The 25,097-nt window shown below is 26.6% G+C and carries 17 protein-coding genes; 12 read left to right on the top strand and 5 right to left on the bottom strand.

Annotated features, from left to right (window positions below):
• Position 1: 1 nt before the first annotated feature.
• Positions 2-1,243, top strand: coding sequence for an FtsX-like permease family protein (locus M9405_RS01905; RefSeq protein WP_250223023.1), 1,242 nt, complete (start codon positions 2-4; stop codon positions 1,241-1,243).
• A gap of 367 nt (positions 1,244-1,610) precedes the next feature.
• On the opposite strand, the gene purB is transcribed toward M9405_RS01905, so the two are convergent.
• Both purB and mnmA read right to left on the bottom strand, forming a co-directional pair.
• Positions 1,611-2,993: an adenylosuccinate lyase gene (gene purB / locus M9405_RS01900; protein WP_250223554.1), complete on the bottom strand. Its 1,383-nt coding sequence runs from the start codon at positions 2,991-2,993 to the stop codon at positions 1,611-1,613.
• A gap of 290 nt (positions 2,994-3,283) precedes the next feature.
• Positions 3,284-4,399: a tRNA 2-thiouridine(34) synthase MnmA gene (mnmA, locus tag M9405_RS01895; protein ID WP_250223021.1), complete on the bottom strand. Its 1,116-nt coding sequence runs from the start codon at positions 4,397-4,399 to the stop codon at positions 3,284-3,286.
• Between the two features lie 599 nt (positions 4,400-4,998).
• Between mnmA and mntR the strand changes: the two genes are divergently transcribed.
• Entirely contained in the window at positions 4,999-5,463 is a 465-nt protein-coding gene (gene mntR / locus M9405_RS01890) for a manganese-binding transcriptional regulator MntR (RefSeq protein ID WP_250223020.1), read from the top strand.
• A 198-nt stretch (positions 5,464-5,661) separates the two neighbouring features.
• Positions 5,662-6,312 (top strand): transglycosylase SLT domain-containing protein, encoded by a 651-nt coding sequence (locus M9405_RS01885; protein WP_250223019.1) that lies wholly within the window; start codon positions 5,662-5,664, stop codon positions 6,310-6,312.
• Positions 6,313-6,563: 251 nt separating this feature from the next.
• Here M9405_RS01885 and M9405_RS01880 read toward each other — a convergent pair whose 3' ends face one another.
• On the bottom strand, positions 6,564-7,250 hold the full coding sequence (locus tag M9405_RS01880) for a winged helix-turn-helix domain-containing protein (protein ID WP_250223018.1): 687 nt from the start codon (positions 7,248-7,250) through the stop codon (positions 6,564-6,566).
• Between the two features lie 499 nt (positions 7,251-7,749).
• Between M9405_RS01880 and M9405_RS01875 the strand changes: the two genes are divergently transcribed.
• Positions 7,750-9,951 (top strand): TonB-dependent receptor domain-containing protein, encoded by a 2,202-nt coding sequence (locus M9405_RS01875; RefSeq protein WP_250223017.1) that lies wholly within the window; start codon positions 7,750-7,752, stop codon positions 9,949-9,951.
• A 166-nt stretch (positions 9,952-10,117) separates the two neighbouring features.
• Here the strand turns inward: M9405_RS01875 and infA are convergent, their stop codons facing one another.
• Positions 10,118-10,336 carry a translation initiation factor IF-1 gene (gene infA, locus M9405_RS01870; RefSeq protein ID WP_250223016.1) on the bottom strand — a complete coding sequence of 73 codons (219 nt, stop codon included), beginning with the start codon at positions 10,334-10,336 and terminating at the stop codon, positions 10,118-10,120.
• Positions 10,337-10,618: 282 nt separating this feature from the next.
• A complete protein-coding gene (gene trxB / locus M9405_RS01865) occupies positions 10,619-11,575 on the bottom strand; it encodes a thioredoxin-disulfide reductase (RefSeq protein WP_250223553.1) in 957 nt (318 codons plus the stop codon).
• Between the two features lie 527 nt (positions 11,576-12,102).
• Between trxB and M9405_RS01855 the strand changes: the two genes are divergently transcribed.
• The 8 genes from M9405_RS01855 to msbA all read left to right on the top strand — a co-directional run bounded on the left by M9405_RS01855 (position 12,103) and on the right by msbA (position 25,097).
• On the top strand, positions 12,103-14,442 hold the full coding sequence (locus tag M9405_RS01855) for a DNA translocase FtsK 4TM domain-containing protein (RefSeq protein ID WP_423775032.1): 2,340 nt from the start codon (positions 12,103-12,105) through the stop codon (positions 14,440-14,442).
• 138 nt (positions 14,443-14,580) lie between these two features.
• Entirely contained in the window at positions 14,581-15,174 is a 594-nt protein-coding gene (gene lolA / locus M9405_RS01850; protein ID WP_250223015.1) for an outer membrane lipoprotein chaperone LolA, read from the top strand.
• A 763-nt stretch (positions 15,175-15,937) separates the two neighbouring features.
• Positions 15,938-17,227, top strand: coding sequence for a serine--tRNA ligase (gene serS / locus M9405_RS01845; protein WP_250223014.1), 1,290 nt, complete (start codon positions 15,938-15,940; stop codon positions 17,225-17,227).
• A 376-nt stretch (positions 17,228-17,603) separates the two neighbouring features.
• Positions 17,604-18,698: a 3-phosphoserine/phosphohydroxythreonine transaminase gene (gene serC / locus M9405_RS01840; protein ID WP_250223013.1), complete on the top strand. Its 1,095-nt coding sequence runs from the start codon at positions 17,604-17,606 to the stop codon at positions 18,696-18,698.
• Between the two features lie 130 nt (positions 18,699-18,828).
• Positions 18,829-20,130 (top strand): 3-phosphoshikimate 1-carboxyvinyltransferase, encoded by a 1,302-nt coding sequence (aroA, locus tag M9405_RS01835; RefSeq protein ID WP_250223011.1) that lies wholly within the window; start codon positions 18,829-18,831, stop codon positions 20,128-20,130.
• A 107-nt stretch (positions 20,131-20,237) separates the two neighbouring features.
• Positions 20,238-20,963, top strand: a complete 726-nt coding sequence (gene cmk, locus M9405_RS01830) for a (d)CMP kinase (protein ID WP_250223009.1) — start codon at positions 20,238-20,240, stop codon at positions 20,961-20,963.
• Positions 20,964-21,038: 75 nt separating this feature from the next.
• Positions 21,039-22,733: a 30S ribosomal protein S1 gene (gene rpsA, locus M9405_RS01825; protein WP_250223008.1), complete on the top strand. Its 1,695-nt coding sequence runs from the start codon at positions 21,039-21,041 to the stop codon at positions 22,731-22,733.
• Between the two features lie 609 nt (positions 22,734-23,342).
• On the top strand, positions 23,343-25,097 hold the full coding sequence (gene msbA, locus M9405_RS01820) for a lipid A ABC transporter ATP-binding protein/permease MsbA (RefSeq protein WP_250223007.1): 1,755 nt from the start codon (positions 23,343-23,345) through the stop codon (positions 25,095-25,097).

The following is a 25,097-nucleotide window of genomic DNA, read 5'->3' as shown; positions in this document are numbered from 1 at the left end:
CATGATACTATCATTACGAATTGCTTTTAAATTACACAGAGGTATAAAAAATAATGCACTAATATCTTTAGTATCTGTGATTTCTATTCTTGGGATTATAGTAGGTATTACTATGTCTATAGTAACGTTAAGCACAATAAATGGTTTTAAATATGAATTGGGTCATCGTATTTTGGCAGTGATTCCACATGGGGAGATTAGGCCAGCTGAAGGAGTTTGTATTGATTGGAAGGTTATTTTACCCCGTATTAAGGGTATTAAAGATATTATATATGCGAATCCTTACATTAATTTCTCCGGAATTATTGAGTGTAATTATAAGTGGCATTTAGTTAGTATTAGAAGTGTATATATTGATCAGAATTTTTGCGCGACGAGTGATCTATATGATTTTGTAGATAAAAATTCTTGGAATTTTTTCTGTAAAAAAACAAAACAAATTATTTTAGGAAAAGGATTAGCGGATTTTTTAGGTGTTACAATAGGAGATTGGGTTTCTATTGCAATTGATAATAATTTTTTTTCTCAAGATAACCGTTATCTATGCAAAAAAATATTTTTACAAGTAGCTGGAGTGTTAAATTTGCAGAGCCAATTAGATTGTAATCTTGCAGTTATATCTTTTTTAGAGGCAGAAAGTTATTGTAATGAGTTGTTTAATATTATAGGAGTAGAGATTAAAGTAAATAATATTTTTACAGTTAATAGTGTTGTACAGAAAATTAGAAAAGTTTTAAAAGAAAAAGTATATATTTACAGTTGGATAGATAATTATGGATATATTTATAAGGATATTTATATGGTATATATTATTATATATATAATAATGATTTTAATTGTGGGAATTTCTGTGTTTAATGTTATTGCAACGCTTATTTTGTCAATAAAACACAAACAGCACGACATTGCAATATTTAGTGCATTAGGGGCTAAGGCTTTTTTTATAGAAAGTGTTTTTTTTTGGTATGGATTACTTATTTATATAATTTCTAGTATTTTAGGATCTGTATTAAGTATATTACTATCTTTAAATTTAAATAACTTAGTTATATTTATTGAGAAATTTTTAAATAAAAAAATTTTTTTATCAAAAATTTATTTTATTGATTTTTTGCCTTCTAAACTAGATATCTGGGATATACTACTGATATTAGTATTAACATTATTGTTTGGTATAACAACTAGTTATTATACAGTATCAAAAACAATAAAATCAATAAATTTATGTCAAATATTAAAATAATTTATAGTAATTGTTTATAATGGATATATTTTATTAATTATTTAAATAATTCATAATGTTCAGTGTATGTTGTGTTTATTATAATATTAATGCTATAAAACATATTGTATATTGAGATGTGTATATTATTTCAAGAATATGAAGTTATTTGTCATTATGATTATAAAAAACTGATTATATTTTTGAGGCGTGTAGTATATAAAAATATTTTTGGTGTTTTTAAATGCATTAAACTGTTAATATTTTTGAATTAAATATTTAATTTTTGTTTTATTTTTATTTAATAAAATTAATATTGCAATGTTTTATTGTTGAAATGTAAAATTTACTGGTACTAATTTGTATTAAATATATTTTATTATGGAGGTTATGTAATATCTGTAATGTCATTAGTTATTTCCTTAGATAAGCCAATATAGTTAGATGGAGTAGTTTTTTCTAAACGTAGTTTTTCTGATTTAGGTAGAGGAAGTGATTGTATAAATTTTTTTATTGTTTCAGAATTAATTTTTGTATTATTGTCAAAAAATTTTTTGGTGTGCTCATAAGATTTGTGAATTTTATTTTTTCTTAAAATTATTTGAATAGCTTCGCTTAATATTATCCAGTTATTATTTAATTCGTTTGATATATGTTGTTTATTAATTATTAGTTTATTAATACCTTTTAGTAAATTATGGTATGCTATTATACCATATCCTATTGCTGTACCTAAACTTCTTAGTACAGTAGAATCACTTAAATCACGTTGCCAACGTGATATTGGTAGTTTATGAGAGAAATGATTAAGCAGCGTATTAGCTAGTCCTAAATTTCCTTCAGAATTTTCAAATTCTATAGGGTTTGTTTTATGCGGCATTGTAGAAGAACCAATAGTCATATTGTTACGATTTTGTGTAAAATAATTTAGGGTTATATAACCCCATATATCTCTATTAAATTTTATTAAAATAGTATTAAATAATCTAATACAGTTAGATAATTCTGCAATATAGTCATGTGGTTCTATTTGCGTAGTGTATGGATTCCATGTGATCCCTAAAGATGTAACAAATTCTCTACTGATATTTCTCCAATTTATTTTTGGGTACGCTAATATATGGGCATTGTAATTGCCCACTGCTCCATTCATTTTTCCCAGAATTTTTATTGATTTTAATTGATGATATTGTCGTATTAGTCGATACGCAATATTAGCCATTTCTTTTCCCATTGTAGAAGGAGTGGCAGGTTGTCCATGTGTTCTAGATAAAAATGGGATGTTTTTATAGTTAACACTCATTTTTTTTATTTCATCAATAATTTTTTTCCACATAGGTAATAGCACTATTTTTTTAGTATTTTTTAGCATTAATCCATATGCGAGATTATTAATATCATCTGAAGTACATCCAAAATGGATAAATTCGCTGATTTTTTTTAGATTAGGTAAAATATCGACTTTTTCTTTTAAAAAATATTCTATTGCTTTTATATCGTGTTGAGTAATTTTTTCTATTTTTTTTATATTTTTTGCATCCTGCATAGAAAAATTTTTTATTATATTATTTAAGAAATAGTGTTCTTTTGGGGTAAAGAAAGGTATTTCTTTAATTTCTGTGGTATTAGATAGTTTTTTTAACCAGTGAATTTCTATGTATAATCTAAATTTTATTAGATTAAATTCATTAAAAATATTACGCAAATGTGTAGTTTGTTTGTAATAGCGCCCATCTATGGGTGAAATAGCAGTTAATGGAGATAATTGTATCACGTTATTCCTATATTATTTTAATTTACATATACATATAAGTATACATCTGTTTATTAGATATCTATTATTATCTCTATATATTTATCTGATTAAATATATATTGTAGTTTTATACAGTTATAAAAAATAGTTGCATTTAATGCGCAGATTGATTTAATAGTAATTTACTTTATAAATAAATTATATCATATTTAATATATAAATTTTTGATTTGTGAAATTAATCTTATTAATACTACTATTAATAAGTAAATAATAATTACTTTTATATTTAGTTTCTAATTTAGAATTAGACAGTGATAATAGGAAATGTTTTATAAATTATCCCTCCTCCTAAACATCGTTCTTTTAGATAAAATACCGCAGATTGTCCTGGTGTGATTGCTGCAATTGGATGTTTTAAAATTACTTTAAGATTATTTTTAAAAATAGGATATATACAACATTGAATATCAGGTTGTCTGTATCTAGTTTTAACTGTACAATATAAAGGATATTTTAGTATCTTCCTTTCTATCCATAATACTTTTTCAGTTATAAATTCTTTAGACATAAGGCGTGGATGATTTTTACCTTGAGCTACAATTAATGTATTATGTGCTGTATTTTTATCTACTACATACCACGGTTGCCCATTTCCTGTCTTTATACCTCCTATCTTTAATCCTTTTCTTTGTCCTAATGTGTAAAACGATGTGCCTTGGTGTGCGCCAATTATATTACCATCTGTATTTAAGATATTGCCTGGTTGTATTGGTATATAATTTTGTATAAATTTTCTAAAATTTTTGGGTGCAATAAAACAAATACCAGTTGAATCTTTTTTATTAGCTATTTTTAATTTTAATTTTCTAGCAATATCTCGAACTTGTGTTTTTTTTAATGTTCCAATAGGAAATAAACATTTTTTTAATTTTTTATGACTAATTGTGTGCAAAAAATAACTTTGATCTTTATTTTTATCGGTTCCTTTTATTAGATAAGTATTAGTGTTTGTATTAATGTTACGAACATAGTGACCAGTTGCTATTAAATCTGCTTGCAAATTTTTTAAAGCAAATTTTAAAAAAGTATTAAATTTAATTTCTTTATTACAAAGAACATCAGGATTCGGAGTGCATCCAGATTTGTATTTTTGTAAAAATATTTTAAATACTTTCCCGTTATATTCTTTAGAGAAGTTTATAGTATGTAGATATATATTTAAATCGTCACATACTGTGAAAGCATCAGATAAATCAGCAGCTTCAGTACAATATTCTGTTTCTTCATCATTTTCTTCCCAATTATTCATAAATAATCCTTCTACTTTGTAGCCTTGTTGTTTTAATATCCACGCGGCTACAGAAGAATCTACTCCTCCAGACATTCCAACTATAACTTTTTTTTTATGATTGTTAGTCATAATATCATTGTATTTAAATATTAATTATCTATATTATATATAATTTTTTTAAAGAACAAAATTTTGTTTCATTATTAAATTTAATTTATTATCAAATTTTTTATTTAGGAATGTTTAAATGTAATAATTTTTATACATATAAAAATAATTTATATATATTTTAATATTTTAAAAATGAAATTAATATTTATTAAATAAAATTTTTTGGTTAATTTTCTTTAAAAATAGTTATTGTATTATTTATATATCTATAATTTGATTATAAATAGTGTTTGGTGTTTTAATTATTAATTTTTAATGAAAAATTTTTTAAATTTATAAGAATCATAACGATATTAATTATAATATAATTATTTCTAGTATTTTAATATTTTATTAAATGTATTTAATACGTAATTATATATGTTGATATATTTATCACTGCATAAGCATTGGTGTATATAAATTTTTATTTATATATGTTATTTAATATTTACGTTTAAATTAAAATTAAAATGTTATTTATTTTACGATAGAGTTGTTCTACAATGAATTTTTTTTATTTTTTGATATACTATTCTTAGTAGTGTAAATATTTTTATAATTTTAAACGAGCTTTTATGACTAAGAATAATATTAGATCAGTGTCTAAGGATTTATCGTTTTTTATAAAAAAAACAGATGATTTGCAAGGGTTTATGCAGGTTAGGGCTGCACATCGTCGTGAACTTATTGATGATTATATTGAGTTGATTGCGGATTTAATTCGGGAATTTGGTGAAGCACGTCAAGTAGATTTAGCCTTAAGACTGGGTGTTAAGCAACCTACAGTAGCAAAAATGTTAAAAAAATTGATTGCTTCTGAATTAATTCAGCATCCACGTTATCGTGGGGTGTTTTTAACTAAAAAAGGTAGACAATTGGCATATGAAAATCATAGACGGCATAAGATTGTACAGACTTTTCTTATGGCTTTAGGTATTAGTCAGCAAACTGCACAGCGAGATGCGGAAGGTATGGAACATCATGTTAGTTATGAAACTTTATTGGCATTTAGTCAATTTTCTAACAATATATACAGATAAAATTTTATGGATTTTTTAAAATGTTCTATTTTAGAATAAATTATTTTTAGTGTAAGTATTATCTGTATACAATTACATATTGTATTACAATATGTAGTATAGTTTTAATGCTAAATATGTCGGATATATGTCTGAATTTTAATCTTATATATAAAATATGATTTTATATGTGAAATGTATGTTATTTATTGTAGGATTATGAAAATACAAGTGTTGTATTTGATAATAATTTTATTTTTGACAAGTTGTGCGTGGAAAAATGTTGAAAAATATACTATGTATAATAAGTTTCCTGTTCATTTAAAATATGAGATTTTAAATTATCCTAACAAGGATAATTGCGATTTGTATCATGATTATATACATTATTATGCAGTTAATTATGGAGTAGAAGAATCTTTGGTAAAATCAATCATTCAAGTAGAATCTAATTATAATCCTACTGTTGTTAGTAAATCTAAAGCTATTGGATTAATGCAAGTTAAAGCTGATACTGCGGGTAGGGATGCTTATCGTTTAAAAGGATGGATGGGAAAACCTAGTATTAATGAATTAAAAAATGCTGCAATTAATATTGATATTGGTACGGCGTATTTATCTATATTACAAAAAAAATTAAATGGAATTATTGATGATAATACCAGACGTTATGCTCTGATCGTTGCATATGTAAATGGTTTAAACGCTTTATTCAGAATATTTGATGCTGACCATAACAATGCAATTGCAAAAATAAATCAACTTGACTCAGTGCAATTTTATGAATATATACAATCACATCATCCTTCTCAACAGGCTAAACGTTATTTAGCTAAAGTTAATGCTATTTATGTTGTTCATAGCGGATAATATAATTTTTTATCATTAAAACATAATTTTTGGCATTGTTATTTAGTTAGATATGAATTGTTTCAATTTATTTTTATCAGTGTGTTAATATGTATTTACAAGTGTAATACTTTATTAAAGTAGTTATTTGTGTGTATTAAATGCAAATTTTTTTATTATATTACATTTATGAATATGCATAGAAATATTTATAGTAATTGGTTTGCTGCAATTTTTATAAATAAAATAATTATTACAGTTGCTTTATTGTATTAAGAATGATGGCAGGGTGGTTTATTTTGATGTAAATTGGAGCGTTTTTGTTGATTTTCTGTGATTTCGGTGCATTGCATCACGCTTTCACAATGTTCTGATCCTATTTCTGTATTAAAAGCGCAGATCTTGCATGTATTTAATTCTTTGCAACAATAAATTTTAGTTTTATGTTGTTTGTGATGTAATAAAAAAATTCCTATAATAAATATTATAATTATAGTTATTGTGAATAAAATCATATACCTTATATGATTTTTAAAATTTAATAGGATTGTTGAATTATATAAATTATTTTTGCTGCAATTTATTTGGGTATCAGAAGACAGATAGGGTTTATTTTCAGTAAGTTTTTTTATAATTAATTTATCATTAATTTTTAATCCCCTTTTAGGGATAGTGATAATAGGTGGGGTTTTTAACCCTAAACATAGTAAACTTTTTCTTATTAAGCTAATTTGTTGATTTAAATTACCATGAGATGGTTCTAAACCAAATGTTCTCCATACTACTGAGAACAAATGTTCTCGAGTTACTGGTGTATTTATATTACGTTTTTCAATAAGTTCTTCTAATATGCGTCCGGCAGAGTTTGATAATTTTATTATTTTTTTAGAATCAATTAATGATATTAAAATATATTCGGTGGTATTAAATTCTATGATTGATTGAATAATATATTTCATACGTATTCTATATATAAAAGTTCTGTGTCAGATCAATATTCTATTACAATATAATATTGTAATATTAATTACATATAATGATGTTAAGTGGACATATTTAATTGTAATATTTTAAATATTTATAGTTTATTATAAATAATACATTTTAGATTTTAAAATCTAGTGTGTTAATATTAACACATGAATTAAATTTATAAATTTTTAGATTATTTAATATATATATCACAAATACTTAATGTATTATACTATGTTTTAAACAGTATTTAGCAGTTTATTGATATTGATAAAAAATATAAGTGTATATTTTTAAAATTCTTATATGTTTTATATATATGGTTTATATAATATTTTTCTAAAATTTTTTAGATATTTAAAATTTAATATATAAAATTTATAGATTAAAACAAATTATTTATATATGTGGTGCATTTAGTTATTTCTAGTGATAAAAGGTTTTTAATTTTTATTAAAAAAATAAATTTATATATGGATATGTGTTATGAAATGTTATTTATATAGAACATTGTTTAATTTAACATTTGTTTTTTTAATATATTTTTTATCAATTATATTTTTTTTTAGTACAACAATTCACTCTAGTGTAAAAGATATACATTTTAGTAGAAATACTAATTTTGATGAATTACAGTTCAATACAGATCATGATACTTCTCTATTACTAAGTAATAGAGAATATGGTGATATTATAACAATTTTTGATGAGAAAAGTTCTCCGACCATTCTTATTTATTCACCTGTAATATCTTTACAATCATCAAATATCACTGATACAGCTGATTATTTGAAGACTATTTCTGGATTTTCTATTAGGCGTCATGGTGGAGTAAATAATGAATTATTATTTCGTGGGATGTCTGGATCTAGAATGCGTATTTTGATGGATCACGGAGAAATATTAGGTGCCTGCGCATCGCATATGGATCCTTCTAGCGCATATATTACAGCAGAAAATTTTGATATTTTAAATATTATTAAAGGACCCCAAACAGTCTTATGGGGTCCTATGGTTTCTGGAAGTACACTGCAATTTGAACGTTATTGTCCTAATTTTTACAGATCAAACATTCAATTGCGTAGTAATGCATTAGTTGGCTCGAATAATAAAATTATTAAAAATATTGATACTATTGTAGGTGATAAATCTGGTTATATTAGATTAATAGGTAATACTGCTTATTCTAATGATTATTGTGATGGACATAAAAATTATTTCCATTCTGGATGGTATAAATGGAACGCTGATGCAACATTATCATATAATTTTTATGAAAATAATACGCATTTGGAAATTAATTTAGGACAAGGGAATGGTTATGCGAATTATGCTGATCGATCTATGGATGGATTATGTTTTGCAAGAGAAAGTTATGGTATAAAAATAGAAAATATAGATTTTATGCCATTATTAGATAAATTAGAATTGCAATTTTGGTATTATTATATTAACCATGTTATGGGATATAATACAAAATATTCGAACCCAGAATTGTTTATAGATATGTGTTGCGGTATTTCTGATAAGAAAGATTATCATTGTAATGATAATAATAGTAATATTAATAATGTTGATCGTTTAATATGGGGGTTTCGTGGTATTACTGTTACTCAGTTGCAAGATATTCAATGTTCTAGCGGTATAGATGTGCAGATTAATCGGCATAGAAGGTTTGATAGGACTAACTATAGTTGGAAAAAAAATGTTATTTCTCAGGATTTTGGTGTGTTTACTGAATTAGTTTTAGATTCTGTTTCTAATATGAGATGGATTGGAGGAATGCGTTTGGAACATAGTATATTTGATTTTGATAGTTTTATCTGGAGTGAAGGATATAGTAAGATATACCCTGCTGGATTTATACGTTATGAGAATAATGTTAATCCATTGTTGTTATATTATATTGGTTGTGGAACGAGTTTATGTTTTCCTAATTATTGGGAGTTTATTTCGACTAATTTAGTTTATAATGATGAGAATGTGTCAAAAAATAATGATTTAGTGTGTAAATTAAAACCTGAAAGGACTATACAGTTAGATATTGGTGCAAATTTTCAGTTTTTGAATATTAATGGTTGGGTATCGTCTTACGCGGGATATATTAAAGATTTTGTTATTTCTACTGCACAGAATAATTATTTGCTGTTTAGTAAAGAGAGTAACATAATAAAAAATGCGCATGTTAAAACATGCGGTGCTGAAGCAGGGGTACAGTATAAATTTAGTAATTATTGCTGTGTTGAGAGTAACATGTTTTGGGCTTGGGGATATAATTCGGATGATCGTTGTTCTTTGACGCAGATGCCTCCGTTAGAAGGTAGGATTATTGGTCAATGGATTCATGGGGACTATAGTGTTAATTTTTTATGGAGATTATTTGCGCCTCGATCTAATAAGTGTATTATATTATCTCAAAATTTATTATGTAATCGTAGTAATAACGTATTTATTTCTCAGGAAAATATAGTGGATCGTGTTGCAGGATGCGGGACTTTATCAACATATTTAGTATGGAATGGTTCTAAATATTATAAATTTAGTATCGGCGTGGATAATTTGTTAAATCATTCTTATCGAGAGTATTTGAGTGCACGTATTCATAAGAGATTTGGTGTTATGACTGCGGGTAAACCAATTAATGAACCAGGTCGTGTCTGGTGGGTAAAATTAGGCATGATTTTATAAAACATCAAAATTATATCACTATTTTATGCTTGAGAGTATAGAGTCATAGTTTATTGATATTTATAATAAGAATATTATTCTATTTAATTTTTAGATTTTTATATTTAAAAATAATTTTTTAAATGTACAACTGATTCACAGTGAGGAAGTATATTGTGCGTTTGTTTTATCTACTACGAAAAGTAATCCTTCCTTTACTTAAATCATATGGTGTCAGTTCTACAGTTACTTTGTCTCCAGTCAATATACGGATATAATTCTTTCTTATTTTTCCAGAAATATGCGCTAATACTGTATGTCCATTTTCTAGTTTGACTCGAAACATTGTATTTGGCAAAGTATCTAATACTACTCCATGCATTTCAAAATTATCTTCTTTGGCCATTTTATATATAGAATGAGTTAAATGATATTTTTCATTTTATCATAATATTTATATGTGTTCAATAATGAATTTATATATAAAAATTAATATTATGTGGCGATTTAAAAGTACTCATTAAAATGCTTTAATGATATTAAATTATTAAAATTATAGTTTTTGGATGTTTTAAGTTAAATGATAAGTTTTAATTAAGTTTTTAACTTTTAGTGAATTTAAATATAATTTGTGGGTTTTAATATGATTAAATTTATATTTAATTGTTTTAAATGAATTAATTTTAAATTAAGGTTGAGAATGAGACAAATAACGTTCTGCATCTATTGCAGCCATGCAACCTGAGCCTGCAGCAGTAATTGCTTGGCGGTAATTATGATCCATAACATCACCTGCCGCGAAAACTCCTGGTACAGAGGTGGCTGTTGCATTGCCATCTGTACCGGATTGTACAGATATATATCCATTGTGTAATTCCAGTTCTTGACTAAAAATAGAGGTGTTTGGATCATATCCGATTGCAATAAATACTCCTTGTACAGAAAGGACATAGTTATTATTTTCTTTTTTATTTTTTATAAGTAATCCAGTTACTTCAGTATCATTGCCTAGTATTTCTTCTACAACACAATCAGTGTGTAAAAAAATATTGCTGTTATGTACTTTATACATAAATCGATCAATTAGTATTTTTTCTGAGCGTAGTTTGTTTCGACGGTGTATAAGATGTACTTCAGAAGCAATGTTAGATAAATATAAACTTTCTTCTACTGCTGTATTACCGCCTCCAATAACTGCTACAATTTGTTTAGAAAAAAAGAATCCATCACAAGTTGCGCAGGATGACACACCTTTTCCTTTATATTTTTCTTCAGACGGTATTCCGAGAGTACGCGCGGATCCACCTGTACTTATGATTAATGCGTTACATGTGTATTCATGTATATTTCCATACAATTGAAAGGGATATTTTTTTAAGTTAACATTAATAATGCAATCAGAAATTATATTAGTGTCTAGATTAGATGCATGTGCATACATACGATCCATTAATATAGGGCCTGTTAAGTTTTTTGCATCTCCAGGCCAATTTTCTATGTCTGTTGTGGTACTGAGTTGTCCTCCTGGTATTAAACCAGTGATTAATACAGGGTGCAAATTAGCGCGTGCTGCATAAATAGCTGCGGTGTATCCAGCAGGACCCGCTCCTAGTATAAGGAGTTTACAGTGTTTTTTTGTTATTATTGTCATAATATACCTAATATATCTAGATTTTATTTTTTAAAATTAGCATTAATATGTAATAATAAAAATTATGCATATAAGTATAACACATATCATGTGTATGAAATAATATTTTATGTTGTTGAATATTTAGTATTTTTTATTATTCAATTAAAATTTTATGTTTGTGCAGTATAATTATGTTTTTAATTTTTTTTATAAAAAGTATTTTATAGGTTAAAATAAGAGAATAATTCAGTATTATACATTTTGAGTATTTAGTTATTATCTAAATATTTAATAAATAATTTATTTATGCTGTGAATTAATTTTTAATATTTGATTTTTTTATAAAAATAATTTTCAAGTGAGTTTGAATTAATTTTATGGAATATCATGATATCCTTAATAAGAGTAATTATATGATTTATACATATGAAAGTATTTATATACCAAGTAACTGTTTTGTTTAAATAGAAATATTTAATACAAATGGATATAATTAAGTATAAAATTATTAATTAATGTTTAATTAATATGTTTTTATTATGATAATAATCATATTAGTTAGTACCAATGTGTTGTTGTTGTATTTAATTATTATATTACTTAGTTTTAGTCCTAATGACCCTGGTTGGATGCAGAGTACTTGGCATGGATCAATTTATAATCTTGGTGGTTTATTGGGCGCACGGATAGCTGATTTTTTATTTTTTGTTTTTGGTATTTCAGCATATATAGTTCCAATATTTATTTTATTTTATTTATGGAGATGTTTTTTTAAACGGTTAAGTATTGATTTTTTTAATGTTTTTTTAAAGTTGGTTAGAATTTTGGCATCGTTATTTGCATTATGTAGTATAATGCATTTAGTTTTTTATGATTTTTTTTATTTTGATGCCGGTGGAATTATAGGTAGTATTTTATGTGATTGTATGTCACATTATACTAATTTTAGTACTTTTGATAATTTAATCATATTTTTATTAATTTTAATAACTAATGTTATATTGAGTTTTTATAGATTTTTTGGAATATTTTTAAATATTTTACAAAGAAAATTATTTAGTTTTACATATAACGTAAATATTTTAATGGTTAATTATCAAAAAATTCTTAATCAATTTAATTATAAAAAATTTTATAAGGAAAACTTCATAAGTTTTTTAGTTTTATTTTATAAAAATAAAAATTTTTTAACAAAATTAAAAAATAGTATATTAAATATATATGTGGTTTTTAATATTTTAAAAAAAAATAATGAATTAATTAAGATGTTTTTTTTTAGTATTAAAAAATATATTATTTATAATACAAAGAAGGTGTTAGTCAATTTTTGGATTTTTGTGAAGAAATTATTTTCAATTTATGATAATGATCAGAAAAAAAATCACAATGTGTTTATTGAATCTCAACAATTTTTGAAAAAAAAGAATAAAAATAAAAAAATAATTTTTGATAATGTTAAGGAAGATAATGGTATTTCTCAAAAAAAAATAAAGAATAAATTTTTTTTTGTACTTGGTATGAAAATAAAACCGAATATCATTCGTTATGATCATGAAGATGGAAAAGAAAAAATTTTTTATAGTGATGAGATAATGAAAAATATTTCTTCATATAAATATAAAAAACTTATATCTGTAAATAACAAAAAGTTACTTTGTAAAAAACAACCTATTATCTTTCCAGATATAAAGTTATTAACTATGTCTCCTCAAGACATGTTGATCAATTTTCAGGAATTTAAAATAGTTTCGCAATTATTAGAAGAAAAATTACTGGAATACCGTATTTCGGCGCATGTTGTGAACATTACTGCAGGCCCAGTGCTTACTAGATTTGAATTAAACTTATCACCTGGTGTAAAATCTTCAAGAATTTCTGGTTTATCTCGTGATTTAGCTCGTGTCTTATCTATTGCTTCTGTTAGAGTTGTAGAAGTAATTCCTGGGACGCCATATGTTGGTTTAGAAATTCCTAATAAGATACGTAGTACAGTATGTTTAGGCGATATAATTGTGTCAGATCAGTTTAGAAAAATTAATCATTCATTACCTTTAGTATTGGGCAAAGATATATCAGGAGTACCGTTGATTGTTGATCTGAGATCAATGCCACATTTATTAATCGCAGGTACTACTGGATCTGGTAAGTCAGTAAGTATTAATTCTATAATTATTGGCTTGTTATATAGAGCTACTCCAAAAGAAGTACGTTTTATTATGATTGATCCTAAAATGTTAGAATTATCAGTATATTCAGGGTTACCGCACCTTTTGAAACCAGTTGTCACTGATGTAGAAGAATCATATTCGGTATTACAGTGGTGTATAGAAGAAATGGAGCGACGTTATAAATTAATGGTTAGTTTCGGGGTTCGTAATTTGGAGCAATTTAATTCTTATGTATTGGAATTAAATTCTAAAAAGAATTTAAGAATGAGCAGAGAAAATTTAAATTTTAATGAAAATCGTTCTGTATATGAACCAAGTGTTTTGGAAGAATTACCTTATATTATAATTGTAATAGATGAATTTGCTGATTTAATAATAACAATTGGTAAAAGAATAGAGGAATTAGTTGTACGATTAACACAAAAAGCACGGGCTGCGGGAATTCATATGATATTAGCTACTCAAAGACCTTCAGTTAATGTAATTACCGGATTAATTAAAGCAAATATTCCAGCGCGTGTTGCGTTTACCGTATCTAGTACGATAGATTCTCGTACTATTTTAGGTCACTCTGGAGCAGAATTATTATTAGGTATGGGTGATATGTTGTATTTAGGATCTAATTCTTCTATTTTTATTAGAGCGCACGGAGCATTTGTAAGCGATAAAGAAATATATGCAGTAGTAAATTTTTGGAAAAGTAATAATTAATGCATATATGTAAATTATTATGGAAATATTTAAAATGTTTTTATAAATTTCGTATAGGTAATAAATATATTTTATATGATTGTAAGGAGTAGGTGTTTTAATATAATTAAGTGGATAATGTTTATTTTTTATCTAATTATGATGATAGTATCAGTATATGCCAATGATTTATCGGTAGTTGATTTGCATGAACGTCTTGGAAAAATAAAGAGTTTTCATGCAAAGTTTGTGCAACAAGTAGTGACTTCTAATAATAAAGTGTTATTAGAAAATAATGGAACATTTTGGGTAAAACGTCCTAATTTATTTAATTGGCATACAGTAGGACCGGAAGAGAATTTTTTGATATCTGATGGAATAACGCTTTGGTTTTATATTCCTGCGATTAAACAGGTTACTGCATATTGGTTGACAGATATTACTGACAATATTTTTTTTCTGTTATTTTTTGATGATAAATTATCTAAATGGAACCATTTTAATGTATTAAATCAAGATGATGTATTTATTTTAGTACCAACATGCAATAATTTTAATTTTAAAAAATGTGTAATTGAAATTACTGCGTCTGGAGTATTAAAAAGTTTTAGAGTTTTTGAAAAATCAGGACAATATATAAATTATATTTTTTTAAATCAAGTTAGTAATATAATAGATATTAATAAGTTTTATTTTTTTCTTGATAAAGAAATTCAATTAGATGATCAACGACTATGGTCTTATATAAGATAAGTATAGGCTATATGAATTTTACATTAATAGATATTATTTTTTATAAAAAATAAAATTTTTTATATTTAAATAGTACATTAAATAATGTGGGTTTGCATGTAAAAATTGTTTTATGCGATATAAATGCGTTTTTATTTTTATAGTAATACTTATTATTATAAGTATATTATACATAAATTTTTAGAAGTAATGCTTTCAGAGTATTAAAGTATTGATTAAGTATTTTAATAAATTTTAGTTATTATTAAATAATATTCTGAAATATAGAACTTTATGTAAATTTTTATGTAATCTTTTTATTATTTAAATTAATATATAAGTTTAGAGTTTTTATGTGTATAGTGCACATATATACGTTTCAGTGTATATATTGAGATTTTATATATAAGTATGTTAAAATAAATAGTTGTTAAAACATATAAAAAATTAATGCAGTATTAATTAAGTGATTTTTACTATTATTAATAGTATAAAAATATTTATATTAAAGTTTATATTTTTAATTTGTTATGCAAATAAATATGTGTATATGGAAATTTTAATTTGGTATCGTACATACGATACATATTAATGATTTATGATAAATATATGTAAATTATTATTAATATAAATATGTAAGTAGCGTTCAGATATATTATATCTGTATTGTAATTAATGTACAATATATTATTATTAGAAATATAAATTATAAGTTTATAAAATATATTTATTTTTAATTTTAAATTGAGAATGGAATTTTATAAATGTGGAATAGTTGTTATATATGTTGAGTCCTAGTTTGTTACGTAAAAATATTAATTTAGTTGCTAAAAAGCTAGCTCGTAGAAAATTTATTTTTGATATCGATAGATTTCTTCAACAGGAAAGTTTACGTAAGTTTTTGCAAAAAAAACTAGAGGTTTTGCGTATTAAACGTAAAAATATGGCTAGAATTATAGGTGAAGAGAAATCTATTGGAAAAAATGTGGAATCTTTGTGTCAAGAAGCACATGTTCTAGCGAAAGAATTAACATCTTTAAAATTAAAATATAGAGCATTGCAATGCAATATGACAGAATATGCGTTATCCATACCAAATATACCCGATGATGAGATTCCTAATGGTTTAGGGGATGAAGATAATTTAGAAATTATGCGTTGGGGTAATACGCAACGGTGTAGTTTTCCATTAAAAGATCATATAGATTTAGGTAAATCTATAGGTGGTTTAGATTTTTTTAGTGCCGCAAAATTGACTGGTTCTCGTTTTGTCGTTATGAAAGGGAAGATAGCATCTTTGCATCGTGCTTTAATTCAATTTATGATGGATTTTCATGTCAAATATCATGGATATGAAGAGTATTATTTACCATATTTGGTGAATAAAGAGTCTTTATATGGAGCGGGTCAATTACCAAAATTTTATAATGATTTATTTCATATAAAGAATACAGAGTCATCTTCTATGAATTTTTATACGTTGATATCAACAGGTGAAGTTCCTTTAATAAATTTAGTACGTAATATAATAATAGATGAACGGGAATTACCCATGAAAATGGTTGCGCATACTCCATGTTTTCGAGCCGAAGCTGGATCATATGGTCATAGTACTCGCGGATTAATTAGAATGCATCAATTTGATAAAGTTGAAATGGTGCAATTTGTACATCCAGATAAATCAACATATACGTTGGAAGAAATTACTGGTCATTCAGAGCATGTGTTACAGAAACTTAAATTACCATATAGAAAAATGTTGTTATGCACAGGAAGTATTGGTTTTTCTGCATGCAAAACGTATGATTTAGAAGTATGGTTTCCTTCTCAAAAATCTTATTGTGAAATTGCGTCTTGTTCAAATGTAGGAGATTTTCAAGCACGTCGCATAAAAGCGCGATATAGAGAGAAATTAAGTAAAAAAACAAAATTTTTACATACTTTGAATGCTTCTGGAGTAGCTGTAGGGAGAGCTTTAGCCGCGGTTTTGGAAAATTATCAATTACAAGATGGACGAATCGAAGTACCCCAAGTATTATTACCATATATGAATGGTACTAGTTATATTAGTTAATATTTTTACTAGAGATATATAAATTATTCATAATGATATTTGATTATCAAAGGATTAGTATTTGGATAATCTTTACAATATATAATATGTGTTGTGTTTTAGTCAGTGGTGCGATGAGGTTTATATATCTTTATGAGTAATAATAATACATACATTGTATAATAATTGTTGATTTATTGTTTTATTGATTTTTTAGTATTTATAAATTTAATTATTTAATTAGATTTTTATTAGTTCCATATTTTATAAAAATATTTACAGGGTGCAAAATGACTATGAATTTGTATATTTTTGAAAATCCATGAAGATTGCAGTGTTATTTTTATAAGAATCATTATTTTTAATCAGTGTTATTACTAATTGGTATGTATTTATTATGCAGATGATATTTAATTTTAGCGCCGGTCCAGCAATGTTACCTCATTCAGTTTTACATCAAGTTAAAGAAGAGTTACATAGTTGGAATAATATGGGTGTATCAGTGATGGAAGTGAGTCATCGTAGTGAAGAATTTGTACAATTAATGCATAGTATGAAAAAGGACTTTTGTGAACTTCTTAATATTCCAGAAAACTATGAAGTTTTATTTTGTCATGGTGGAGCTCGCGGTCAATTTTCTGCAATTCCTATGAATTTATTATGTAAGACGACATCAAAACACGCTGATTATATAAATACCGGATATTGGTCATATAGCGCAGCTCTAGAAGCAAAAAAGTATTGTGTCCCTCGTGTCATTGATGTTAGAGTTAAAAATAATGGAATACGCAGTATTCAATCAATACATGCATGGGATATTTCATCAGATAGTATTTATATTCATTACTGCCCTAATGAAACAATTGATGGAATAGCTGTATATGACCACCCCCCAAAGTTTTTTAATAAAATAGTAGTAGCAGATTGTTCATCAATGTTGTTAACATGTCCTATTGATGTGAGTCGTTTTGGTATAATTTATGCGGCTTCGCAAAAGAATATTGGTATATCTGGATTGACAGTTGTAATTATTCGTAGGGATTTACTAAAAGTTTCTCGAGAAGAAGTTCCATCTATTTTAAATTATAAAATTTTAGCTAAAAATTATTCTATGTTTAATACTCCTGTTACTATTTCTTGGTATATTGCTAGTTTAGTGTTGAGGTGGTTAAAAAATCAGGGTGGGTTAGAAATGATTAATAGACATAATTTAGAAAAATCAAAAGTTTTATATGCTGCTATTGATTCTAGTGATTTTTATTATAATGATATTGATAGGGTTAATCGTTCTTGTATAAATGTTCCGTTCTTTTTAAGAAATAAAAAGTTAACTAATATTTTTTTACAGGAGTCTATTAGTTTTGGATTATATGGATTATCAGGTCATAGATCTGTAGGTGGCATAAGAGCGTCATTATATAATGCTATGTCACTGCGAGGAGTAAAAAGATTAGTTGAGTTTATGAATTTTTTTTCTAAAAAATATAGTTAGCATTATTTATTAATTTTTTAGAAATAACAATGTATTGTTTATTATTAAATGATTTGTAGTTATAAATATATAAATTTATGATAAGAGACAGATTTTAAAATCTAATACATATAAAAATATTTGGTGTTGTGTGAGTGATTTTATTAAATTAGATCCTATTAAAAAAATTCAGGGCGTTGTTTATTTACCAGGCTCTAAAAGTATATCGAATCGTGCTTTGTTGTTAGCTGCACAATCTGTAGGTACCACAAGATTAATTAATTTGTTAGATAGTGGTGATGTGCGTTGTATGTTGAATGCTTTGTGCAATTTGGGAGTGATTTTTCACTTATCGAAGGACAGAAAGATTTGTACAGTTAATGGAGTTGGCGGTGCTTTGCAGGGAAGAAATATTTATAATAAATTAATTATTTCTGTAGAAAATGCTGGTACTGTTATGCGCCCCTTATTAGCAGCATTGTCTATTAAACCACAAGATATTATACTTACTGGTAATGCTCGTATGTTGAAAAGACCTATATCACATTTAGTGGAGGCTTTAAGGCAAGGCGGAGCATATGTTGATTATATGGAACATGATCAATATCCTCCAATACGATTAAATGGTGGATATTGCGGAGGGAATATTAAAATTAAAGGGAATATTTCTAGTCAATTTTTATCTTCTATACTTATGATGGCTCCATTAGCTCCTAAAGATACATGTATAAAAATAGAAGGAATGTTGGTATCTAAACCATATATTGACATTACTCTATCTGTGATGAAGAGTTTTGGAGTTTACGTGGATCATGAAGATTATCGTGTTTTTTATTGTAAAGGAAATTCAGTATATAAATCTCCTGGCTCTTATTTAGTAGAAGGTGATGCTTCTAGTGCATCTTATTTTTTGGCAGCATCAGCTATTAAAGGGGGTACTGTTCGTACCATAGGAGTTGGTCGAGATAGTATACAAGGAGATATTGGTTTTGTTAATATCTTAGAGAAGATGGGTGCTATAATAATATGGGGGGAGAATTATATTGAATGTAGTCGTGGAAATAAATTAAGTGCTGTTGATTTAGATGCGAATGAAATTCCGGATGTAGCTATGACTTTAGCTGTTATGGCGCTATTTGTCAGAGATGGACCTATGATATTACGTAATATTTACAATTGGAGAGTTAAGGAAAGTGATAGATTATCTGCTATGGCTACTGAATTGCAAAAATTAGGCGCTATAGTTAAAGAAGGGTTGGATTTTTTATATATTTTTCCTCCTATTAAAGTTAAATCGTCCTGTATACATACATACGATGATCATCGTATAGCAATGTGTTTCTCTCTAGCTGCATTATCTGATGCTCATATTACAATTAATAATCCTAAATGTACTTATAAAACTTTTCCAGATTTTTTTGTGCAATTGTCTAATATTAGTATATTTCAATAGTATAGAGTATAAATTATGATTATAATGTGTTGTATGTATAAAATTTGAACTAAATGATTAGTAATGTATTAAATAAATAATAATTATTTTATGTTAGAGATGAAATTGTGAGTGACGTATTTCCAGTCATTACTATTGATGGTCCTAGCGGATCAGGAAAAGGAACTTTATCTAGAAAATTAGCAAAAATTCTTGGATGGAATTTATTGGATTCTGGCATAATTTATCGAGTTTTAGCATTAATAATGTTGATATATAAAGTTGATATAAATTATGAAGAAAAAATATTGGAACTTATTAAAGTTATAAAAATTAATTTTGTAAAAAGTTACGATAGTTTTATTATATTATTTAATGGAATCAGAGTTACACAAGATATTTATACAGAAACTATAGGGAATTATGCATCTAAAATTGCTGCTTTATCTACAGTGCGTAAAAATTTATTAATATATCAACGTGCCTTTTGTAAGTGGCCTGGTTTGGTGGCTGATGGACGTGATATGGGTACAGTGGTATTTCCTAACGCATTATTGAAAATTTTTCTTTATGCTTCTTGTGAAGAAAGAGAAAAGCGGCGTTTGTATCAATTAAAGGAGAAAAAAAATAGTGTTAATTATAAAGAGTTTTTATCTCACATCAGAGAACGTGATGATCGTGATTTTAATCGTAGATTAGCGCCATTAGTTCCTGCAATTGATGCGTTGGTATTGGATTCTACGTATTTATCAGAAGAGGAAGTAAATTCTATAGTTCTTATGCATATCAAAGAAAGTATTATGGTGTTACCACCGAGAGTATTATATAATTGCATTCATAATCAAGGAAGATAGTGATTAGATATTTCTTAATAGACCATCAATAATGGATATATGATGGAAGTTAATTAAAAATTGAAAATTATGAAAATGACAGAATCGTTTGCTCAATTATTTGAAGAATCTTTAAAAGAAATAGAAATTTATCCTGGTGCGATTATTAAAGGAGTGGTGGTTTCTATATCTAAAGAGATAGTGTTAGTAGATGCTGGATTAAAATCGGAATCTGCTATTCCTATTGAACAATTTTTTAATGCTCAGGGAGAATTAGAAGTTGCAGTAGGTGATTGTGTAGATGTGACGTTAGATGCAGTGGAAGATGGTTTTGGAGAGACTGTTTTATCTCGTGAAAAAGCAAAACGTTATGAATCTTGGTTGTTATTGGAGCAAGCGCATAGAGATATGACTACTGTTACAGGAATTATTAACGGTAAAGTTAAAGGTGGTTTTACTGTTGAATTAAATGGGGTTCGCGCGTTTTTGCCGGGTTCTTTAGTAGATGTGAAACCGATACGTGATACTTCTTTTTTGCTAGAAGGACAATCGCTTTTGTTTAAAGTTATTAAATTAGATCATAAACGTAATAACGTTGTAGTATCACGTCGCGCTGTAATTGAATCTGAAAATAGTTTTGAACGTGATCAGTTATTGCATCAATTACATGAAGGCATAGAAATTAAGGGCGTAGTTAAAAATTTAACAGATTATGGTGCTTTTATTGATTTAGGAGGTGTAGATGGGTTGTTACATATTACTGATATGGCTTGGAAACGTGTTAAACATCCTAGCGATATAGTCAGTATTGGTGATGAAATTGTTGTGAAAGTGTTAAAATTTGATAAAGAGCGTGTTAGGGTGTCTTTAGGATTAAAGCAATTGGAGGAAGATCCTTGGTCAGCAATTGTACAACGTTATTCTGAAGGAGGAAAATTAACCGGAAAAGTCACTAATTTAACTGATTATGGATGTTTTATTGAAATTGAAGAGGGTGTAGAAGGATTGGTGCATGTGTCTGAAATGGATTGGACTAATAAAAACATTCACCCTTCTAAAGTAGTATCAGTAGGAGATGTAATAGAAGTGATGATTTTAGATATTGATGAAGAGCGTAGAAGAATTTCTTTAGGATTAAAGCAGTGTACAGTTAATCCTTGGCAGAGATTTTCAGAGATATATGATCGTGGAGCGCGAGTTACGGGAAAAATTAAGTCTGTTACTGATTTTGGAATTTTCATAGGTTTAGATGAAGGAATAGATGGTTTGGTGCATTTATCTGATGTATCTTGGTACTTATCAGCTGAAGAGGTTATGAAGACATATAAAAAGGGTGATAATATCATGGCGGTTGTTTTACAGGTAGATTCAGAGCGTGAACGTATTTCTTTAGGTATAAAGCAGTTAACTGAAGACCCATTAAATATTTATTTATCAGCGCATAAAAAAGGAAGTGTTGTGTCTGGGGAGATTATTGCTATAGATGAAAAAGGTGTTACTGTAACGTTAGACAAGAATATTATTTTAGGTCGTTTGTTCTTATCTGAATCATTACATAATAGTATTATGAATAATAAATTTGATAAACCGTGGATCGTAGGTAGTGAAATTCAAGCTATTTTGGACGGGGTAGATCGTAAAAATAGAATTATTAATTTGTCTGAATATAACTTATGTGAACTAAATAAGAAAGCAGAGGCGCATTCTATTAGTAGTAATAAGCAGGAAAAAGATCGGCATTTTTCTAATGTTATGGTTGAAGCATTTAAAGCTGCAACTAAAAATGAGTAATATGTGTTATAAAGTTTTTATATATTATCATTATAGTGGGTAATATTATTATATTAGATGCGTAGTTATGTCATATTTAATTGTGTAGACAGAATAAACAATATATTCATGTTACAATATTTTTATTTTATTATTTTATAATTAATTTGTTTATTTTTAAAAAAATGTGTCATCATCGGTGATGATGTGTTATTGATTGTTTTGTTATTTGGTATAAATACTTTTTATTTTTATAAAGTTTTGATTTTATTATTTGAATAGAATTAAGTTTTAAGTATCATGTCGCAGCAATAAATAGATGTTTTATTTGTATAGTAAATGTTTATATATAGTGATTAGTATTCAAGTATTATATCTATTATAAGTAGATATAATAATGTATATGTTATTTGAATGTTAATATGCTAAAATATAAAAAAGTTAATTTTTTTTGGTGCTCTGATAAAATATTTTTGTTATAAAAAAATCAGGGTTTATTGTAAAATATCGTTATCTTGAGTAAGAACTCATATTAAATACTTGAAATATAAATAAGTTTATATAGTTTTATATTTATAAAATTAGTGTTAAATTTTTATACAAACATCAAAATCTAATTCTAAGGTATAAATGTTACAGTATAGTGATCAGCAGCACGCTTCTACCTGGAGTACTTTCCGACGTCTTTGGCCTATAATTTTCCCGTTTAGAGCAGGTTTAATCATTGCGTCCATCACTTTAGTTGTAAATGCGACAAGTGATGCGTTTATGTTATCTTTATTGAAACCTTTACTGGATGATGGGTTTGGACGCTCTGATAAAGAAGTGTTTTTATGGATGCCCTTAGCTCTTATTGGATTAATGGGGATTAGGGGTATAAGTAGTTTTATATCTACTTATTGTATATCTTGGGTATCCGGAAAAGTAGTAATGCAGATTAGATGTAAATTATTTAAGCATATCATGGATATGCCAGTATCTTTTTTTGTAAAACAGTCTACTGGCACATTGGTATCTAGAATTACTTATGATTCTGAGCAAGTTGCTTCTTCTTCGTCTGGGGCATTAATTACAGTAATTAGAGAGGGAGCGTCTATTATAGGTTTGTGTACAATGATGTTTTATTATAGTTGGCAATTATCGTTAATTCTAGTTGTCATTGCCCCAATAGTATCTATATCAATTAAATTTGTATCATATAGATTTAGAATGATTAGTAAAAAAATGCAAAGTGTTATGGGTCAGTTAACTAGTAGCGCTGAACAAATGCTAAAAGGACATAAGGAGGTATTAATTTTTGGTGGACAACATACAGAAAAAATTAGATTTAATTGCGTGAGCAATAGAATACGACAGCAAAGTATGAAAATGGTACAGACATTATCTGTTTTTGATCCGTTAATTCAGTTTTTAGCTTCATTAGCGTTAGCTTGTGTGATTTATACAGCTAGTATTCCTGGTGTTATGGAAGTTCTTACGGCTGGTACTGTAACTGTTATTTTTTCGTCGATGATAGTATTAATGAAGCCATTAAAATCGCTAACTAATGTTAGCGCGCAATTTCAACGAGGTATGGCGGCCTGTCAGACTTTGTTTTCTATTCTAGATTTAGAAACTGAAAAAGATCATGGTTTTATTGATATTAAACGAGTTAATGGACATATTGTATTCGATAATGTTACTTTTATTTATCCAGAAAGAAACACACCGTCACTTTCTAACATTAATTTTACTATTAAAGCGGGACAAACTGTTGCGTTAGTAGGACGATCTGGTTCAGGTAAATCTACTATAGTAGATTTATTAACTCGTTTTTATGATATGTATAAGGGCCGAATTTTATTAGATGGCTTTAATTTGAATGATTATAAATTATCTTCTTTACGTAATCAAATAGCTGTAGTTTCTCAAAAAGTGCATTTATTTAATGATACTATTGCAAATAATATTGCATATGCACGTAAGAATTTCTATTCTAGAAAATCAATTGAGACAGCAGCACACATGGCGTATGCTATGGATTTTATTTCTAAAATGAAATACGGTTTAGATACAGTAATAGGTGAAAATGGAGTATTGTTGTCGAGTGGTCAGTGTCAACGTATTGCAATTGCACGTGCTTTGTTACGCAATTGTCCTATTGTAATTTTAGATGAAGCTACATCTGCTTTAGATTTAAAATCAGAATATTTTATTAAAAGATCTATTTTTTCATTAAAAAAACATAGAACTTTATTAATTATTGCTCATCGTTTGTCTACAGTTGAAAATGCAGATCAAATATTAGTAGTAGAAAATGGTTGTATTGTAGAACGTGGGGTGCATTCAGTATTAATGAATAGTAAAGGAGTATACGCTAATTTATATAAGTTGCAATTTTCTTAA

The organism is Candidatus Blochmannia ocreatus (assembly GCF_023585745.1).
Classification (GTDB): Bacteria; Pseudomonadota; Gammaproteobacteria; order Enterobacterales; family Enterobacteriaceae; genus Blochmanniella; species Blochmanniella ocreatus.
This window is presented reverse-complemented; position numbering and strand designations above follow the sequence as displayed.

Coding starts and splice junctions, on each gene's coding strand:
- M9405_RS01905 (WP_250223023.1), top strand. CDS start 2: ATGATACTATCATTACGAATTGCTTTTAAATTACACAGAGGTATAAAA.
- mnmA (WP_250223021.1), bottom strand. CDS start 4,399: ATGACTAACAATCATAAAAAAAAAGTTATAGTTGGAATGTCTGGAGGA.
- mntR (WP_250223020.1), top strand. CDS start 4,999: ATGACTAAGAATAATATTAGATCAGTGTCTAAGGATTTATCGTTTTTT.
- M9405_RS01885 (WP_250223019.1), top strand. CDS start 5,662: ATGAAAATACAAGTGTTGTATTTGATAATAATTTTATTTTTGACAAGT.
- M9405_RS01880 (WP_250223018.1), bottom strand. CDS start 7,250: ATGAAATATATTATTCAATCAATCATAGAATTTAATACCACCGAATAT.
- M9405_RS01875 (WP_250223017.1), top strand. CDS start 7,750: ATGAAATGTTATTTATATAGAACATTGTTTAATTTAACATTTGTTTTT.
- infA (WP_250223016.1), bottom strand. CDS start 10,336: ATGGCCAAAGAAGATAATTTTGAAATGCATGGAGTAGTATTAGATACT.
- M9405_RS01855 (WP_423775032.1), top strand. CDS start 12,103: ATGATAATAATCATATTAGTTAGTACCAATGTGTTGTTGTTGTATTTA.
- lolA (WP_250223015.1), top strand. CDS start 14,581: ATGATGATAGTATCAGTATATGCCAATGATTTATCGGTAGTTGATTTG.
- serS (WP_250223014.1), top strand. CDS start 15,938: ATGTTGAGTCCTAGTTTGTTACGTAAAAATATTAATTTAGTTGCTAAA.
- serC (WP_250223013.1), top strand. CDS start 17,604: ATGCAGATGATATTTAATTTTAGCGCCGGTCCAGCAATGTTACCTCAT.
- rpsA (WP_250223008.1), top strand. CDS start 21,039: ATGACAGAATCGTTTGCTCAATTATTTGAAGAATCTTTAAAAGAAATA.
- msbA (WP_250223007.1), top strand. CDS start 23,343: ATGTTACAGTATAGTGATCAGCAGCACGCTTCTACCTGGAGTACTTTC.